11 protein-coding genes are annotated in these 18,330 nt (G+C 72.5%); 6 read left to right on the forward strand and 5 right to left on the reverse strand.

The genetic code is table 11. From position 1 onward, the window contains the following. Positions 1–33 precede the first annotated feature (33 nt). Together ABZ956_RS15790 and ABZ956_RS15795 are read right to left on the reverse strand one after the other, a co-directional pair. Positions 34–1,323, reverse strand: a complete 1,290-nt coding sequence (locus ABZ956_RS15790) for a helix-turn-helix domain-containing protein (RefSeq protein WP_361892818.1) — start codon at positions 1,321–1,323, stop codon at positions 34–36. A 487-nt stretch (positions 1,324–1,810) separates the two neighbouring features. Next, positions 1,811–2,842: a hypothetical protein gene (locus tag ABZ956_RS15795; RefSeq protein WP_361892821.1), complete on the reverse strand. Its 1,032-nt coding sequence runs from the start codon at positions 2,840–2,842 to the stop codon at positions 1,811–1,813. Between the two features lie 251 nt (positions 2,843–3,093). Here ABZ956_RS15795 and ABZ956_RS15800 point away from each other — a divergent pair, with 251 nt between their 5' ends. From ABZ956_RS15800 to ABZ956_RS15810, 3 genes are read left to right on the forward strand one after another with little or no spacing between them, the layout of a single operon-like run. Next, the gene (locus ABZ956_RS15800) at positions 3,094–4,008 is read left to right on the forward strand and encodes a phytanoyl-CoA dioxygenase family protein (RefSeq protein ID WP_361892824.1); all 915 of its coding nucleotides are present in this window, start codon (positions 3,094–3,096) and stop codon (positions 4,006–4,008) included. A 37-nt stretch (positions 4,009–4,045) separates the two neighbouring features. Beyond that, complete coding sequence (locus ABZ956_RS15805; protein ID WP_361892827.1) at positions 4,046–4,819, forward strand: alpha/beta fold hydrolase; 774 nt, start codon at positions 4,046–4,048, stop codon at positions 4,817–4,819. A gap of 11 nt (positions 4,820–4,830) precedes the next feature. Next, positions 4,831–5,925 (forward strand): histidinol-phosphate transaminase, encoded by a 1,095-nt coding sequence (locus ABZ956_RS15810; RefSeq protein ID WP_361892830.1) that lies wholly within the window; start codon positions 4,831–4,833, stop codon positions 5,923–5,925. A gap of 5 nt (positions 5,926–5,930) precedes the next feature. Here the strand turns inward: ABZ956_RS15810 and ABZ956_RS15815 are convergent, their stop codons facing one another. From ABZ956_RS15815 to ABZ956_RS15825, 3 genes are read right to left on the reverse strand one after another with little or no spacing between them, the layout of a single operon-like run. Continuing rightward, positions 5,931–7,220: an ATP-grasp domain-containing protein gene (locus ABZ956_RS15815; RefSeq protein ID WP_361892833.1), complete on the reverse strand. Its 1,290-nt coding sequence runs from the start codon at positions 7,218–7,220 to the stop codon at positions 5,931–5,933. A 2-nt stretch (positions 7,221–7,222) separates the two neighbouring features. After that, a complete protein-coding gene (locus ABZ956_RS15820; RefSeq protein WP_361892835.1) occupies positions 7,223–8,875 on the reverse strand; it encodes a condensation domain-containing protein in 1,653 nt (550 codons plus the stop codon). Next, positions 8,872–10,167, reverse strand: coding sequence for an MFS transporter (locus ABZ956_RS15825; protein WP_361892838.1), 1,296 nt, complete (start codon positions 10,165–10,167; stop codon positions 8,872–8,874). The genes ABZ956_RS15820 and ABZ956_RS15825 overlap by 4 nt, the downstream gene beginning before the upstream one ends. Positions 10,168–10,432: 265 nt before the next feature. Here ABZ956_RS15825 and ABZ956_RS15830 point away from each other — a divergent pair, with 265 nt between their 5' ends. The 3 genes from ABZ956_RS15830 to ABZ956_RS15840 are packed head-to-tail and all read left to right on the forward strand — an operon-like array spanning position 10,433 to position 18,319. After that, a complete protein-coding gene (locus ABZ956_RS15830; RefSeq protein WP_361892841.1) occupies positions 10,433–12,841 on the forward strand; it encodes a non-ribosomal peptide synthetase in 2,409 nt (802 codons plus the stop codon). Positions 12,842–12,887: 46 nt separating this feature from the next. Continuing rightward, the gene (locus tag ABZ956_RS15835; RefSeq protein ID WP_361892843.1) at positions 12,888–16,913 is read left to right on the forward strand and encodes an amino acid adenylation domain-containing protein; all 4,026 of its coding nucleotides are present in this window, start codon (positions 12,888–12,890) and stop codon (positions 16,911–16,913) included. Beyond that, positions 16,910–18,319 carry an FAD-binding oxidoreductase gene (locus tag ABZ956_RS15840; protein ID WP_361892846.1) on the forward strand — a complete coding sequence of 470 codons (1,410 nt, stop codon included), beginning with the start codon at positions 16,910–16,912 and terminating at the stop codon, positions 18,317–18,319. The genes ABZ956_RS15835 and ABZ956_RS15840 overlap by 4 nt, the downstream gene beginning before the upstream one ends. Positions 18,320–18,330: the final 11 nt, after the last annotated feature.

The following is an 18,330-nucleotide window of genomic DNA, read 5'->3' on the forward strand; positions in this document are numbered from 1 at the left end:
TATTCCGTTTCCGGTGGCAGAGGTGAACGGCGGTCAGCCCGCGGCCAGCGCGAGCCGGGGCACGAGCGGAGCGCGCCCCCGCAGCGCGACCCGGACGAGATTGAGGAGGGCGAAGCGGACGGGCCCGCCCGACGTCGACGGGAGCTCGACGATCAGGCCGGCGTGCAGCAGGGACTGGACGACGAGAGCGGCCTGTGCCCGGGGCAGGCCGGACTGCTGGACGACCTGGTCGATGGTCCATCCGTCGGGCCGGTCGGCGAGCTGGAGCGCCAGGTCCTGGGTGACCGGGGTCTGCTGGCCCAGTACGCCTCGCGCTGCCGCCACGGGGTCGGTGCGCGTCGCCGGGTGGCTGGCGAGCACTTCGGGCTCGCCCTGGGCCATGCTCACCAGCTCGTCGATGGAGATCACGGTGGCCCAGGAGGCGGCGGACTCGAGGGCGCTGGGCAGGCCGTCCAGCCTGCCGCAGACCTCCGTCAGCTTGGCCACCTCGCACTCGCCGGGCTGGAAGTTGGGCCGCAGGTCGGCGAAGCGCCGCAGCAGGAACTCCAGCGCGGGCGCGCTCGCGGCGTCGGACCGGTCCGTTCCCGTCCGCCAGCAGGGCAGGGGGGCGACGAGAAACCTGTGGTGGTCCGAGACGTCGTGGGGGACCCGGCTGGTCTCCAGGACGCTCAGGTTGGGGCACTCGCGGATGAGGGTCCACACGGTCTCGCGGCGGACCTGTCCGTTGTCGTTGCCGTCGAGGACGAGCAGGGTGGCGCGGTCGCCGATCTGCCGGGCGAGCCTGTTGACGCCGGTGCCCTCGCCGACGAGCAGGTCGGCGATCGCCGCCTGGAGCGGGCCGCGGTCGGTGTTCTTCTGCAGCTGGACCCAGAGGATCGGTGTGGCCGTCACGGCCTGGACGGAGCGGGCCGCGGCGACGGCCAGATGCGTCTTGCCGACGCCCGCGAATCCCGATATGACCGTGATGCGCTGTTGATGGTTCAGTAACTGCCTGAGCAGCGCGTCGAGTTCACGCGTGCGTCCGACCAGGGGGCGTGCCAGGACATCGGTCGGCAGGCTGAGGGTTCCGAAGAGCGCCTCGTCGACTTCGCCGCCGGCGGCGAGCTCGAAGGACAGGCGCTCGTGGGTGGTCAGCTGGAGTGCGTTCGCGAGCAGCCGCACGGTCTCGCGGCGGGGGGCGGCGACCTGCCCGAGCTCCAGGTTACGGACCGCCCGTACGCTGACCGTGGACAGGTCGGCCAAGGTCTTCTGGCTCAGCTGGGCTCTCTTGCGATAGCGCTGGAGTTGAACCCCGAAATCTTCGACATTCGCCCAGTTAATCATTGTCAAATGCTCCAGATGTGAATATCTGCGCATGCCGTCGCAAGGGTTGGAGCGGCCATTCTCCGTGCCGGATAGTGCTGTCGGGCCGCGTTTACAAGAACTGCAAATTCCACACCAGAATCGTCGGAAAAGTTCGCCACTGATGCTCCTCGAGCGATGACCCCACCCCATGACGAACTGGAGTCGAACTGGAGTCGGTGTAACCAGCAAGTCCGACCCTAACCGCAGGAGTTGTGCCGGGGAACCCCCGACGATCAAGCCGGATGTCCGGGAGGAGGCATAGGGGCACTCGGCCTCCGTGAACGTGCCTCGTGCCCGACATCGCCCCGGCAGGGGATGCACCTTATCTTCGTCTTTTCCCGTTGCCGGGCCCGGCCGCCGGTGCCTGTCCGGTGGGACGTCGGCCTCGCCGGGGGCGCGGCACCGCCACGTGTGTGAGGCGTTTCACGTCGCGCCACTTGCACACCTGCGCCGCGCTCGCGTCGGGTCACAGCCGCAGGCCGGCGGCAATCTCCTTGACGAGCGTCTCCGTCGGCCGGACGCGCTCGACCCGCGCGACGGCGGTCATCAGCTCGAAGACGTCGACACCGGCCGCCTCGGCGCAGCGCGTGATCAGCGGGAAGAAGCTGGAGTGGGTCTGCGTCAGTCCGCCGAGGACCTGGAAGGTCCGGTCGTCGTGCAGTCGCGGGAGGGGGCGTACGACCGTCTCGCTCAGCCGGGCCAGCGCCCGGTAGTCGTACCCGCCGGAGTCTTGATGGCGTGTCAGGATCGCGGCGAAGGACTCGGTCACGGTGTTTCCCGCGCCGCGCCCGATGCCGTCGAGGGTGGCGTCCACGAACCGGGCCCCGGCCGTCGCGGCGGCCAGGGCGTTGGCGTTGGCGAGCCCGAGGTTGTCGTGGCCGTGGAAGCCGAGCGGAACTGCAACCTCCGCGCCGACCCGCCGGAACAGCTCCCCGACCTCGTGCGGCAGGTAGCCGCCGACGGAGTCGACGAGGTAGACGGCGTCGGCTCCGAAGCCGGCGCACCGCCGGACCGCCGCCACCACGCCGTCCGCGTCGAGGACGTTGGTCTTCATCAGGTTGACGAAGGTCCGCAGGCCCAGTTGCCTGGCCAGGGCGACGAAGTGTTCGGCCGGGCAGACGTCGGTGATGTCGACGCCGACGCGCACGAAACCCATCCCGGCTGCGGCGGCCCGGGTCAGATGCTCGGGCTCGGCGAGCCCGGGAATGCAGAACATCCCCCAGGCGGTCCGGTGCAGCGTCCGCGCCGCGATCTCGAAGCAGCGGTCGTCGGCGACGAGGCAGGGCTGCGACAGCGCTTCACCCGCGTTGAGGCCGAGCCCGTGCCCGAGTTCGACGAGGCCGATCCCCGACTGCTCCAAGCCGGCCAGGACCGATCGGATCGTATCCTCCGTAAAGGTGAAGTCGACGGAATAACTTCCGTCCCGGAGCGTGCAGTCGAGAATCTCGACCGCCGGCACGGTGGTACGGGCAGTGGGCTCTCGCGAGACGCCGGTCATGGCACTCCCTAGCCGTCGGGAAATCGCGTAGGTCGCCTCACGCTACCCAGCGGTGAAGGGGCCGGGAGGCAGCGGCAGAGGCACCTTCGATGCTTCGCGCGGCCGGCAAGATGCCTCTTCCTCAACGCTGTTGATTCTTGTGGGCCCGAACTCGCGGTGCGAGACTCGCTGCCGTAGATCGTTCACATGCTTGTGCCGATGGACCATGCACCGCCGGACGCCGCGGCGATTGCGGGAAAGAGAGTGAACTCATGGGACACGTCCTCTCCGAGAGCCAGATCAAAACCTATCGGGATAACGGGTTCCTGGTCGCCGAGGGGCTTCTCGACGGCGACCTGGTCGATCGGGCCCGTCGGGTCGTCGACGACCTGCTTTCCGGTCCGGGCCTGAACTCCGTCGCCGAGACGGAGCCCGGCGACGCGTCCAAGGCGCGTCGGATCTGGGCGCCGACGAGCCGGGACAAGGTGTTCGCCGAACTGGCGGAGCACCCGGTCCTCCTCGACGCCGTCGCGGACCTCATCGGCGAGGACCTGGTCCTGCAGTACTCGAAGCTCAATGTGAAGGCCCCGCACGTCGGCAGCGTCGTGGAGTGGCACCAGGACTTCGCCTACTATCCGCACTCGAACACGGACCTGGTGGCCGCGCTCGTCTACCTCGACGACGCGACCCGGGAGAACGCCTGCCTGCGGGTGGCCGCCGGCTCGCACCGCAAGGGTCTGCTCAGCCACGAGGTGGACGGTTACTTCGGCGGGAAGATCGTGAGCCTCGACGGCGTCGGCGTGGCGGAGGCCACGGTCCAGGACTGCCCCGGACCGGCCGGCAGCGTCGTCTTCCTGCACCCGCTGGTCGTCCACGCCTCCGAGCAGAACCGTTCCGACCGTTACCGTCGCGCGTTCATCCCCGCCTACCGCGCGTCCGACGCCTTCCCCCTGTACTACGGCCCGCACGCCGCGCACAACGAGCCGACGGCCAAGCTGGTCCGCGGCAAGGTCTCGAAGACCGCCCGCACCGAGGCCGGGGACTGGCGCCTCCCGCTCGCCGCGGCGGAGTTCAACTCGCTCTTCGAGATCCAGGAGGGCGCTCACCTGCGGTCCGGCCACAAGGCGGCCACCGGCTACTTCTCGCACGAGGTGGACTCCGACGCTCCGGCAGGCTCCGCCCTGTAGCCTCCGCGGAACCACCAGAAGCGAAAGGGATTCCGGCATGTCGTACGCCAAGGCCGCGGACGGGACACGCGTCGCCTATCAGCTCCGGGGAACGGGTTCCCCGCTGGTCCTGCTCGCCGGCCAGGCGAACGACCACCGCTGGTGGGACGGCGTGCGCGAGGACTTCCACGCCTCCCACGCCACGATCACGATCGACTACCGCGGTACCGGGGACAGCGACAAGCCGGACGTGCCGTACAGCACCAGGCTGCTGGCCGACGACGTACGAGCGGTGCTCGACGAACTCGGCGTCGAGCGGGCGGACGTGTACGGCACCTCGATGGGGGGCCGTGTCGCGCAGTGGCTGGCCGTCGACCAGCCGCACCGCGTCCGGTCCCTCGTCCTCGGCTGCACCTCGCCGGGCGGCCCGCACGCGGTCGAACGCGACGAGAGGGTCCGCAAGGCCCTCGCGGGTGGCGATCCGGTCACCCGGCGCGCGGCGCTGCTCGACCTGATGTACACCCCCGCCTGGCTCGCGGCCCATCCCGGCCCCCACCACACGGTCGGCGACCCCGCGATGCCGGCCTTCGCGCGGGCCCGGCACCTGGTGGCCAGCAACCGGCACGACGCCTGGGACGTCCTGCCGCGGATCTCCTGCCCGACCCTGGTCGTGCACGGAACCGACGATCTGCTCAACCCCGTGGCCAACGCCCATCTGCTGGCGCGGCGCGTCCCCGGCGCCCGGCTGGAGTTGCTGGCGGGGGCGCGGCACGCGTACTTCGAGGAGTTCCGGGCGATCGCCGGACCCCTGGTATCGGACTTCATCGATTGAGGGAACCGTCCATGGTCAGCATCGAGGACCTGCCGATCCGCCCGGAACTGAAGGGGCTGACCGCCTACGGCGCCCCGCGGATCGACGTCCCCGTCCGGCTCAACACCAACGAGAACCCCTACCCGTTGCCCGACGTGCTGGTGGACCGGATCGTCGCCGGACTCGGCCCGGTGCTGCGCGACCTGAACCGCTATCCGGACCGCGACGCGGTGGCCCTGCGTGCCGCGCTGGCCAAGCACCTGGAGGACGGCACCGGTTGCTCCCTCAGTGACCGGCAGATCTGGGCGGCCAACGGTTCGAACGAGATCATCCAGCAGCTGTTGCAAGCCTTCGGTGGCCCCGGGCGCGTCGCCCTGGGCTTCGAGCCCTCCTACGCCGTGCACCGCGAGATCGCCCGCAGCACGGGCACCGGCTGGGTCGCGGTCCCCCGGGCCGAGGACTTCACGATCGCGCTGGACGCGTCCCGCGCGGCGATCGCCCGGCACCGGCCGCAGGTCGTCTTCGTCACCGCCCCGAACAACCCGACGGGCACCGGGGTGAGCGCCGACGCGGTGGTCGCCCTGTACGAGGCGGCCCAGGCCGCCGGTCCGGCGCTGGTGGTCCTGGACGAAGCGTACGTGGAGTTCCAGAGCGCCCCCTCCCTGCTGCCCCTCATCGCGGACAGGCCACTGCTGGTCGTCGTGCGCACCCTCTCGAAGGGGCTCGGCCTGGCCGGTCTGCGCCTGGGCTACCTCGCCGGCGACGCCGCGATCGTGGACGCCCTGCGTCTGGTGCGCCTGCCCTACCACCTGTCCGCCCCGACCCAGGCCATCGCGCTGGCCCTGCTGGAGCGGGCCCCGGACCTGCTGGGCAACGTCGGGCGCATCACCGCCGAGCGGGACCGGATGGTCCGGGAGCTGCGGGCGGCCGGATACGAGGTGGCCGCCTCCGAGGCGAACTTCGTGCAGTTCGGCCGCTTCCGGGATTCCCACCGGGCCTGGCGGGAGATCGTGGCCCGGGGCGCTCTGGTCCGCGACAGCGAGGTGCCGTCCTGGCTGCGGGTGTCCGTGGGGACGCCGGCCGAGAACGACGTCTTCCTCGCCGCCGTCCGCCCACGGCTCTCCTAGCCGCCTCAGTAGCCGGGCAGCTCCAGCCCGGTCAGGCGGCGCGTGCCGTCGTCGAACCGCAGCTCGAAGGTGAGGGCGGCACGGGCGGCCTCGATGGTGGCGAGCACCGCGTCGTGGTCCTCTCCCATGCCGGAGACGGTGTCCAGGGTGCGCGTCGAGGTACCGCCCGCCAGGTCCGAGCCCGGGCGGACGAAGCTCCGGTAGGCCGTGACGCCGGGCAGGCCGCGCACCCGCGCGGCGCCCTCGACGCCTTCCAGCCGGCACGGGCGGAGCGGCGCGAGGTTGTTGTACTGGAAGTACACCTTGCCGCCGAAGTCGAAGGGCGGCGGCGACAGGGGCTCGCCCAGGGCGACGCGGGCGCCGAGCTGGACGAGGTCCACGCCGCAGGTCTCCCGGGCCATCATGTTGACGTAGCCGGATATGCGGCCGTTGATCTCGATGATGCGCGGGCCGTCGGCGGTGAGCTTGACTTCGGTGTGCGTGAAGCCGCGGTCGGCACCGACCACCCGCAGGGCCGCGCCGACCAGGTCGAGCACCTCGCGCTGCTCCGCGTCGGGCAGGTGGCTCGGCCAGATCCGGCCGGTCCCCCGGAACGGCGGCATGACCGGCGTCTTGTCGGTGAGCACCAGGTGGGTGATCCCTTGCGGGGTGCACACGCTCTCCACCGAGACGTAGTCGCCGAACGGTTCGCTCGGCCGGCCCTGGAGGTACTCCTCGGCGATGAACGGCCCCCACTGTCCCGCGGCGGCCAGCCGCTGCGCGTACGCGCGTACCTCGGCGCGGTCCTCGGGCGACCGTACGGCGAAGGTGTGCCGGCTGAGGGTCCCGCTGACGGGCTTGACGATGGCGGGCAGCCCGACGGCGTCGAGGGCATCGTCGAAGTCGGCGATGGAGTCGATCACCACGGTCCGGGTGCGGTCCACGCCCGACTCGTACAGGGCGCGCCGTTGCAGGCCCTTGTCGGTGAAGAGCCGGGCGGTCCGCTCGGACGGGCCGGGGACGCCCGCCGCGGCGGCGAGGGACGCCGCGGGCCGGATCAGGTCGTCGCAGAACGTGAGGACGGCGTCGGGGGCGAGGGTCCGGATCAGCCGGGCGTCCGCGGCCGGTTCGCCGGAGAGGGTGTGGACGTCGCCGAGCATCTCCATCACGGGCCGCAACTGCTCGACGTGGTCGGAGCGGGCCGGCACCAGGAAGGTGACGTCGCCCAGATCGGCGAGGCCCGCGCCGATCTCGCCGGCGGGGACGGCGCCGAGGTCGTAGACGACGGCGAAGTGGGGACGGCGGCTGTTCGGCATGATCAGACGTCACTTTCGTGGGAGAGTTCCGGGCTTTCGGCCGGCTCCGAGCCCGCCCGGGCCGGGCCGGCCGGATCGGCGGCGAGACGGACGAGGCTCTCGTGCAGGGTCCGGGCGTAAGCCTCGACCGAGGCCGGGGCGACGAAGGCGGGGTCGAATCCGATGCGCACCTGCCCGCGCTCGCCCGTCATCTCCACGTTGACGTGGAACGGGAAGCTGGGCTTGCCCCGGCGCCAGCGGCCGCGGACCGGGGTGGCCGTGGGCTGGTCGAGGTCGCGGTAGGCGTGGAAGTGCATGTAGTTGAAGACCACCTGGAACGCCGGGCGGCCCAGGTGCTCGACCAGGAGCGCCTGCGGGTAGTGCCGGTGGGTGTGGCCCGCGCGCTCGGCCTGGTCGGCGGACCGGATCAGGGCGGCCCAGCTGCCGGCTGTGTCGGCGAAGCGGACGGGGAGGGTGTTGAGGAAGAGTCCGGTCGCCCGGTCGGAACCCTCGCTTTCCGGGCGGGTGTTGAAGACCATCCCGGTCACGACGCTCTTCCCGTGGCCGGACCAGGTGCCCAGCGCGGCGGCGTGCGCGGCCAGCAGCACCGATTTCAGCGAGGTGTCCAGCGTGCGGGCCACGGCCGTCAGCGACGCGACCAGGTCCGTCTCCAGGTCCAGCTCGAGCCGGTCCGAGGCGTCGGCTCCGTGCGGGGGGCCGGCGTCGGGGAGTGTCCCGGACGCGTCGTCGGCCTGGGCGGTCCAGTGGTCACGTGCGTCGGTCGAGGAGGCGGCGGCCAGCTCCGCCGTGGTGAAGTCGTGCAGGACCCGGGCGTTGACCGCCGCTTCCCGGTCCGCGGCCTGCCGGTCCACGCCGCGGTCGTAGAGGTGCATGAGGTCGACCGCGAGCCGGCTGAAGCTCCAGCCGTCCAGGACCGCGTGGTGGGCGGAGAGCGCCACGTGGAACGAGTCGGCGAGCGTGACGACCAGGAACCGGGCCAGGGGCGCGGTGCGCCAGTCCAGCGGCGCGGCGGTCCTCAGGGAGCGCCAGTCGTCCAGCAGGCGCAGCGCGTGGTCCGCGGAGTCGGCGCTCTCTACGCGCAGCTCGGGCTCGGCGTGCTCCCATATCAGTTGGGCCGGTACGGACAGGTCGCCGAAGTCGAAGGAGGTGCGCAGCGCCGGGTGCCGGCGGGTCAGGTCTGCCAGGGCGGCCCGGAACCGGTCCTCGTCGAAGCGGGCGCACACCTCCCAGCCCTCGACGCTGTGGTAGAGGTGCGCATCGCCGCTGGTCTCGCACAGGTAGAGCATCCCGGACTGGAGCGCGGAGGCGGGCAGCGCGTCCTGGAGGCCGTCGGGCAGGCGTGCGCGGTCCTCGTCGGTGAGCAGCGAGAAGGGTTCGGCGGCGGGGGCCGCGGCCGGGGCGTTCGCCGCGGGGGTGTCGCGGACACTGTCGGAGGTCAGCAGTGCGCGGACCGTCTGGTGGACGAGCAGATCGCGCAGTGACAGGCCGATGCCTCTGGCCCGTGTCTCGTTGACGACGCGCACGGCGAGCAGGGAATCGCCGCCCAGCGCGTAGAACTTGCTGTCGAGGGTGACGTCGGGGACCGCCAGGGTCTCGCGGAAGATCTCCAGCAGGGTGTCCGCGACGCGCGTCTCGCGTAGGGCGTCCGTGCTCATGGCTGCTCCTCGGCCTTGGTCGGGATTCCGGGAATGTCACGCGTCGTGCGCAGGGGGGAGAACAGGACGAACAGCGCCGCGCCCCACATGCCGAGGACGCATATCCACATGGTGGTGCGCAGTCCGACGGTGGTGCCGAGGGTCCCGCCGAAGAGGGAGCCGAGGGGGACGGCCCCGTAGGACATCCACAGGTACACCGAGCTCACCCGGCTCAGGAGGTCCGGCGGGCAGACGCGCTGCCGGTAGGAGATGGAGGCGCTGTTGAACAGTGTCGAGTTCGCGGAGAACGCCGCGAGGCCGACGGCGAACATGATCAGGCCCCAGCCGGGGCGGGCGGCCGGCATCAGCAGGTAGAGGGGTCCGGGGGCCAGCATGGACACCCAGACGATCCGGGCCGAACCGATCGCGCTGGAGAGCCGGTTCGCGAACGCGCCGGCGAGCAGGCCGCCGATCGCGGCGCAGGAGAAGACCAGGCCGATGACCGCCGACGAGGCGTGCAGTTGCCGCGCCATGAAGGTGACCTGGACCGAGGAGGCGGCCATGGCGAAGAAGTTGCAGAAGCTGGTGCAGAACAGCAGCCGTTGCAGGACCGTTTCGCGTCGTACGAACGCGAACCCCTCGGCCATGGCGGTCCGGAACGGTACGCGCTGTGCCGGGCTCGCCGGCTCCGCGGTGGCGGGGACCTTGATCAGCCCGAGGGTGAGTGCGCTCAGACCGTAGGTGGCGGCGTTCGCGAACAGCCCGCGCGCGGCGCCCACCAGGCCGACCAGCAGGCCGGCGATCGCCGGCCCGCCCATCTCGGCCAGCGCGTCGGACATGCCGAGTTTGCCGTTGGCGTCGACCAGCTGGGTGCTGCGGACGAGTTTGGGCAGCTGGCTGCGGTAGGCGACGGTGAAGAACACCGTCAGTACGCCGGTGGTGCCGACGACGAGGTAGAGGTAGGTCAGGCTCAGCCAGCCGGCCATGCCCGCCACGGGGATCGACAGCAGGAGCAGCATCCGGCCCAGGTCGCAGGCGATCATCGTCCTGCGCTGGTCGAGGCGGTCGACGACCACTCCCGCCGGGAGCGAGAAGAGCAGGTAGGGCAGCCACCCGAGCAGGGTCAGCAACGAGACCTGGAACGTCGAGGCGTGCAGCACGTCGATGGCCAGCAGCGGCATGGCGACGAGGGCGACCCGCGGGCCCAGCGTGCCCATCCCCTGACCGGTCCACAGCAGCATGAAGTTCCGGTTCCGCCACAGCGAGCCCGTGGGGCCCGCTTGGGTGCGCCGTACCGGCGCCGTCTGTGTCACTGTCCTGTTCCTGCCTAGCGTGGTCGGGAGCGCTCTGTGTCCGGCCTACGCTGCCAGCCCCGCCGCACCGCTACCAGAGTGGCGTGTGTGAACTACCGCCATTGTGCCCAGGGTTCTGCCGCCCGGCCGCGTGAGCGGGTGCCTAGCATCGGTCTGCGCGTCCGAGGTGCCCGCGGCACGGGATCGCACACGCATACGGGCGGCCGGTGTTGTCGCCGCACGGGAACGTGCCCGTGCGATCCGATCGAGATAGGTGACAGTGCTCGTGGGAAATGAGTTTCCGGGGCAGGCCGATGTCCCCACCCGGTTTCCGTTCGCCGGAACGTGCCCTGCGACGGAGCCCTGCCGGACCACGCGATCGACCCGTGTCCTTCCGGCCGGGCTGACGAGCCGCATCGGCGACCGCGCCGAGGAGCTCATCTGCGCGGCCACGCTCGTCCTGGCACGCAAGTACACCGACAGTACGGCCTTCTGCCTGGGGATCCGGCGGACGACGTGGTCGCCGGCCGATCCGGCCCATGACCTGGTCGCCTCCATGCCGTCCTCGCTCCGGGTGGCGGACCACCTCGCGTCCGTCACGGCGGCCCTGCGAGCGGTACGCGCCCCCGGGCCGGGCCAGGAGGCCACGTCCCGGATCGTGTGCGTCCTCGACGGGCCCGCCGCCGCTTCGGGCGCGGAGCTGGTCGTCTCGCACGAGAGGTCGGGGGACGGCGCCCTCGCGCTGCACGCGGACGCCGATGAACACCGGTTCGGCGCCCCCTTCGCGCAGCGGATGCTCGGGCATCTGGAGCATCTGCTCCACCAGCTCTGCGACGGCGGCCGGCCGACGGTCGGTGAGCTGCGGGTCACCACGGACGCCGAGGTCGGGCAACTGCGCGCGCTGAACCGCACGGAGCGGGAGTACCCACGCGAGGCGGGCCTCTACCAGCTCTTCGCCGAACAGGCGGCGGCCCGGCCGGACGCCGTGGCGATCGGCCACGACGACGGGCCGACGAGCTACCGGTGTCTGCGGCGGCAGGCGGAGGAGCTGGCGCTGCTGCTGCACGACCGGGGGGTCACTCCGGGCAGCCGCGTGGCGTTCATGCTGGAGAGGACTCCCCGGCTGCTCGCGGTGGTGCTGGCGATCGTGCGGCTGGGCGCCTCCTACGTGCCCCTCGATCCCGGCACGCCGGCCGAGCGCAGGGCGTTCCTCCTGGCCGACAGCGGCGCCGGCCTGCTGGTGACCGACGACCCGCGGGTCACGGCCGGCATCCCGGTGCTCGACCTCACCGCGCCCCGGACGGACACCGGGGAGGACCGGGTGCTGCCGCCGCCGGCGGGGCCGGAGGCGGAGGCGTACGTGATGTACACCTCGGGGACGACCGGCCGCCCCAAGGGCGTCATGATCGACCAGCGCGCGGTGGTGCGGCTGGTGCGTAACACCGACTTCGCGGACCTGTCGCCCGACACCCGCATCCTGCAGACCGGTGCCCTCGCCTTCGACGCGACGACCTTCGAGTTCTGGGGAGCGCTCCTCAACGGCGGCACCGTCGTGCTGGTGCCGGGCACCACGGTGCTCGACCCGGCGCGGCTGCGGGCCGCCGTCGAGGAGCACCGGGTGAACCTGATGTTCCTGACGGCCGCGCTGTTCAACCAGCTCGTCGACCAGGACCCGACGGCCCTCGCGGGCTGCCACGTGCTCATCGGCGGTGAGGCGCTGTCCCCGGACCATGTGGCGCGGGCCCGCGCGGCCTGCCCGACCAGCACGTTCAGCAATGTCTACGGCCCGACGGAGAACACGACGTTCTCGGTGGCGCAGCGCATCACCGGGACCTACCCGGGCCGGATACCCATCGGGCGCCCGATCGCCAACTCCACGGCGTGGGTGCTCGACCGGGACGGCGCCCCCCAGCCTCTGGGTGTCCCCGGCGAACTCTTCGTCGGCGGCGACGGTGTGAGCACCGGCTACCTCGGCCGGCCCGAGCTGGACCGGGCCGCGTTCGTCCAGGCGCCGGCCGTCACCGGGGGGCGCCTCTACCGCACCGGTGACATCGCCTGCTGGACCGAGGAGGGCCTGCTGGACTACCTCGGGCGCGCCGACCAGCAGGTCAAGATCCGCGGTTACCGCATCGAACCGGGCGAGGTCGAGGTCCAGTTGGGCCTGCTCCCCGACGTCCGCGAGACCGCCGTGGTGCTCAGCCCCCGAGCTGACGGCATGCCGGCCCTGCGGGCGTTCTTCACCGCGGAACGGCGGCTCGACCCGGCCGCCCTGGGCGCGCGGCTCGCCGAGGTGCTGCCCGACTACATGGTGCCCGCCGCGATCCAGCAGGTGCCCCGGATGCCGCGCACACGGAACAACAAGATCGACCGGGGTGCGCTGGACGCGCTCCCCCTGCCGGCCTCCCCCACGGCCGGCGGCGGCCGTGCCCCGCGGACCGCGCTGGAGACCACGGTGGCCGCCGCGTTCGCCGAGGTGCTCGGGGTGGCGTCGGTATCCCTGGACGACGACTTCTTCCGGCTCGGCGGCCACTCGCTGCGGATGATGCGGCTGTGGAACCGGATCCGCTCCCTCACCGGTGTGCCGGTCGAACTCGGGCAGGTCCTGGAGAACCCGACGGTCGCCGGCGTCGTGGCCCTGCTGGAGCAGGGCGCCGCCGGGACCGTGACCCGCCCGCGCCTGGTGCGCCGCTCATGACGCGGCACCCGCGCTGTCCGCCGGCCAGGGACCCCAAGGAGTGAGCGTGTTCCCGCTGTCCTACGCCCAACAGGGGCTCTGGTTCCTCAACCGCCTCGAGGGGCCCAGCTCCACCTACAACGTTCCCGTGCTGGCGCGGCTGACCGGCACCCTCGACGTGCCGGCGCTCGAGAACGCGCTGCTGGACGTGCTGACCCGTCACGAGAGCCTGCGCACCGTCTTCGGCGAGCGCGAGGGGGTGCCGTACCAGCGCATCCTCCCCACGGCCGGGAGCGGCTTCCGCCTGGTCCGGCTGGACACCGGCCGGCCGTCACTCGACGCGGTGCTCCGGGACGTCGTCGGCGAGCCCTTCGACCTGGCCGGCGACCTGCCGACACGCGCCTGGCTGATCCGGGTGGGCGACCGGGAGCACGTACTCGCGCTGGTGCTGCACCACGCGGTCTGCGACGGCTGGTCACTGACACCGCTGCTGGGGGACCTGAGCACGGCGTACGCCGCCCGGCTCGAGGGCCGCGCCCCCGACTGGGACCCGCTGCCGGTGCAGTACAGCGACTACACCCTGTGGCAGCGGGAGCTGCTGGGCGACGACGAGGACCCCGACAGCCTCGTCAGCCGGCAGCTGCGGTTCTGGCGCACGACCCTGTCCGGGCTGCCCGACGAGCTCGTACTGCCGGGCCACGGGGGCGGCCCGCCCGCGACGCGCGCGGAGGGTGAGGTCACCGGTGACACCTACGACCACGCGCTCGGCGCGGCCCTGCACGGCAGGCTGCTGGACGTCGCCCAGCAGCACGGCTGCAGCCTGTTCATGCTGCTCCAGGCGGCGGTCGCCGCACTGTTCACCCGCTGCGGCGCGGGGACCGACCTGCCGTTCGGCACCCCTACGGCGGGCCGGGTCGAGGAGGCACTCGACCCTCTGGTCGGCTACTTCGTCAACACCCTCGTGCTGCGCACCGACACCTCCGGCAACCCCACCTTCGCGGAGCTGCTCGCCCGGGTACGGACCGCCGACTTCGACGCCTACGGACATCAGGACGTGCCCTTCGACCGGCTCGTCGAGGCGCTGAACCCGAAGCGGTCGGCCTCCCGGCACCCGCTGTTCCAGGTGATGCTCGCCCTGCACGAGGGCAGTCGGGGCGACGCGCTGCGGCTGCCCGGGCTGACCGCCGAGCTGCTGCGCCTGGCCACGCGGACCTCGAAGTTCAACCTCTCCGTCGACTTCGAGGACCGGCGCGACGCCTCCGGGCGCCCGGACGGGCTGCGCATGGCCTTCGAGTATGCGACGGACCTCTTCGACGAGGGCGCGGTCCGGCTTCTGGCCGAGCGCCTCGAACGCGTGCTGGAGCGGGTCGCCGACGACCCGGCGGTGCGGCTGCGCGAGCTTCCGGTGCTGGCCAAGGCCGAGGAGTACCGGCAGCTCGTGCAGTGGAACGGCCCGCAAGCCGTCGAGGAGGCCGTCGACTTCGCGCGGACGATCGAGGCGTGGGCGGCCCGGCGGGCGGATGCCGTGGCGGTGTCCGGGGCGGACGCCCGGTACACCTACCGGGAGCTCGCCGACGCCGCGGCCACGGTCTCCCGCGCCCTGACGGCGGCCGGTGCCCGGGCCGGCGACCTGACCGCGATCGTCTCCCGGCGCAGCACCTGGTTCGTCACGGCCGCGCTCGGCGCGCTCGGGGCCGGCACCGGCTACCTCGCGCTGGACGCCGCGCTGCCGCCGGACCGGGCGCGGGGGATGCTCACCGACAGCCGCGCGCGGTACGTGCTGACCGAGCCCGGTGCGCGGGAGCACACCGCCGGGCCGCCGGCGGACACCGGGGGCGTCCGGCCCGTCGAACCGCGGGCGGACGTCCTTCCCCCGGCCGGCCGGGAAGCCTCGCCGGCTGACGGGACGCACCCGCTCGACCTCGCCTACGCCGTGTTCACCTCCGGTTCCACCGGCCGGCCCAAGGGCGTCCTGGTGCCCCGCCGGGGGCTGTCGAACCATCTGCTCGCCATCATCGAGCTCTACGGCCTCGACGAGCGCGACGTCATGGCGTTCAACGCGCCGCTGACCTTCGACGTCGCCGTCTGGCAGGCGCTGACCATGCCGGTGGCGGGCGGCCGGGTCCACGTACTGGACGAGGACACCATCCGCGACCCGCTGGCGCTCGCGCGGTGCGTCGCGGCGGAGGGCATCACGGTCCTGCAGATCGTGCCGCAGGTACTGCGGGCGATCCTCGACCTGTGGGATCTCGACGACCGCCACGTCGGCCTGCTGCGGGGGCTGCGCTGGATGCTCGTGCACGGCGAGGAGCTTCCCCCCGACCTGGTCGACCGGTGGTTCGCCCGCCACCCCGGCATCCCGCTGGCCAACGTCTACGGGCCCGCCGAGTGCTCCGACGACGTGTCGATCTCGGTGATCCGCGCCGGCGACGACTTCCGCCGCAGGCGGGCGCCCATCGGTCAGCTGCTGCGCAACATGCGCGCCTACGTCCTGGACGACCTGCTCCAGCTGGTGCCGGCCGGCGCCGTGGGCGAGCTCTACGTCGGCGGCGCGGGCCTGGCCCGCGGATACGCCGGACGGGTCGGCGTCACCGCCCAGCGCTTCGTGGCCGATCCGTTCGGCGGGCCCGGCGAGCGGATGTACCGCACGGGTGATCTCGTCCGCTGGAACGCCGCCGGTGAGCTGGAGTTCATCGGCCGGGCCGACCACCAGGTGAAGATCCGGGGGCACCGGGTCGAACCCGGCGAGGCGCAGACCGTCCTGGAACAGCACCCCCTCGTCCACCAGGCGTTCGTGCTGGCGCGCGAGGAGCCGCACGGCGACACCCGCCTGGTCGCCTATGTGGTCCCCGTGCCGGGCGTGGCGCCCGACGTGGCGGAGTTGCGGCGGCATGCCGTCGAGCGGCTGCCCGACTACATGGTCCCCTCGGCGTTCATGTGCGTCGGCGAACTCCCCGTGACACCCAACGGCAAGATCGACCGCAAGGCCCTGCCCGTCCCCGGGCCGGCCACGGACGAGGCGGGCGTGCCGCCGCGCACCCCGCAGGAGGAGCTGCTGTGCGGCCTCTTCTGCGAGGTGCTGGGTGTGCCCCGGGTCGGCGTCGAGGACAGCTTCTTCGATCTCGGCGGGCACTCGATGCTGGCGATGCGTCTGCTCAGCCGCGTGCGCACGGTGATGGGGCTGGACGTCACGGTGCGGTCGCTCCTGACGGCACCGACCGTGGCGGGGATCCTCGCGGCGAGCGGGGCGCACGACGCCGGTGACGACTTCGGCGTGCTGCTCCCGCTGCGGGCCGGCGCGGGCAGCCGGCCGCTGTTCTGCGTGCATCCCGCGACGGGTCTGGCCTGGAGCTACGCCGGGCTGGCCGCGCACCTGCCGCCCGCCGTGCCGCTGTACGGGCTCCAGGCCCCGGGTCTGGCCGAAGGGGCCAGCCCGCCCGCGGACCTGGCCGAAATGACGGGGCGGCTGCTCGACGAGATCCGCGGTGTGCAGCCGGAGGGCCCCTACCGGCTGCTCGGCTGGTCGCTGGGCGGCAACATCGCCCAGGCGCTGGCGGCACGCCTGGAGAGCGAGGGCCACCACGTCGAGCTGCTCGTCCTGGTCGACTCCTACCCCGGTGAGGTCTGGCCCTGCCCGGACTACGCCACCCCTGAGCAGTGGGACGAGTTCGGCCTGCTGGCCACGCTCGCCCCTGAGATCCCCGGTCCGTCCGAGATCGAGGCGGACATCGAGGGCGTGCTGGACAGACTGCGGTCGGCCGCCCGTGAGCGGCTGGGCCTGACGGCCGGGGTGCTGGACCGGATGGTCCGGGTCGGGGTCAACGCCGGCCGTCTGGTGGCCCGGCACCGCCCCGCGCGCTTCACCGGCCGCACCGTCTACTTCACGGCCACCCGTAGCCGCGGCGCCGGTCGGCCGAGTCTGCGGTCCTGGGATCCGTATCTGGCGGCCTTCACCGAGCACGACCTGGAGTGCCGACACGAGGAGGCCATGGACGCCGAACCGCGCCGCCGCATCGCCCGGATCATCACGCCCCACCTGACCGCCCGCGAGGGCGACGAACGCGAGCCATCGGAAGGCAGGCACCACCCGTGACCGAACTGTTGGAACCGACCCCCTCACCCGCCGCCGAGTCGGAGCTGCGCAGCCGCTTCCAGGGCCCGGTCGTGGGGCCGGCCGACCCTGACTTCGACGAGCTGCGAGCGGTCTGGAACGGCATGCACGACCGCCGCCCGAGCATGATCCTGCGCTGCACCGGCGCGGCCGACGTCAGCGCCGCCCTGCGCTACGCCAGGGCGAGCGGGCGGGCGGTGACCGTCCGCGGCGGCGGCCACAACGTCGCGGGCATCGCCCTCGCCGACGACGCCGTGATGATCGACCTCTCCCTCATGCGGGACGTGGAGGTCGACGCGGAGCGGCGGATCGCCCACGCCCAGGGCGGCTGCCTGCTCGCCGACGTGGACGCCGCGACCACCGCGCACGGCCTGGCGTGCCCGGCCGGCGTCGTCTCGCACACGGGCCTCGGCGGCCTCGCCCTGGGCGGCGGCTACGGATGGCTGGCCCGCAAGTGGGGCCTGACCTGCGATCACATCCTGGCCGCCGAAGTGGTGCTGGCCGACGGCAGCGTCGTGGTGGCGGACGAGAACCGGAACGGCGAGCTGCTGTGGGGGCTGCGGGGCGGCGGCGGCAACCTCGGCGTCGTCACCCGCTTCACGCTCCGGTTGCGCCCGGTCGGCCCGGTGCACCACCACACCGGTGTCTTCCCCCTCGCCGACGGGCCGCGGGCACTCGCCCGGTACCGCGAGTTCGCCGAGGCCCAGGGCAACGATCTGCACGCCGTCGGCGCCCTCAAGTACGCCGGCCAACAGGACTGGGTGCCGGTCGAACTGCGGGGCAAGCCGGCGCTGTTCCTCACCGCGGCCTGGTTCGGCGACCCGGACCAGGGCCCGGCCCGGACGGAGCCGCTGTTCGCCGCGGCCGCCGGCAGCGACGTCCGCCGTATGAGCTACGCCGAGCTCCAGGCCCTGGGCGACCACGGCGAGCCGCACGGAAACCGCTACTTCACCAAGTCCTGCTATCTCACCGGGCTCACCGGGGGCGCGGCCGGCGAGCTGCTCGCGACCGCGGAGACGATGGTGTCCCCGCTCTCGTCCATCGACTTCGAGTACCTGCGCGGCGCCATCACCGACGTCGCCGACGAGGACTCCGCCTTCCCGCGCCGGGACGCCCCCTACATCGTCACCGTCTCGTCCCAGTGGACCGATCCCGCGCAGGACCGGGCCAACGCGGCCTGGAGCCGTCAGGGCGTGGAGCGGCTCGCGCCGTGGCAGTACGGCGGGGCCTACGTCAACTACCTCCAGGACGAGGAGCCGGGCAAGGTCGCCGAGGTGTACGGCGCCCGGCGGTACGCGCGGCTGGCGGAGCTCAAGCGCCGTTTCGACCCGGAGAACGTGTTGTCCGCCAACCAGAACATCCCCCCGACCTCATCCGCGCACCAGTAACAAGGGGCAAC

Origin of the sequence: Streptomyces sp. NPDC046261, from assembly GCF_040646235.1 — a bacterium.
Lineage (GTDB): Bacteria > Actinomycetota > Actinomycetes > Streptomycetales > Streptomycetaceae > Streptomyces.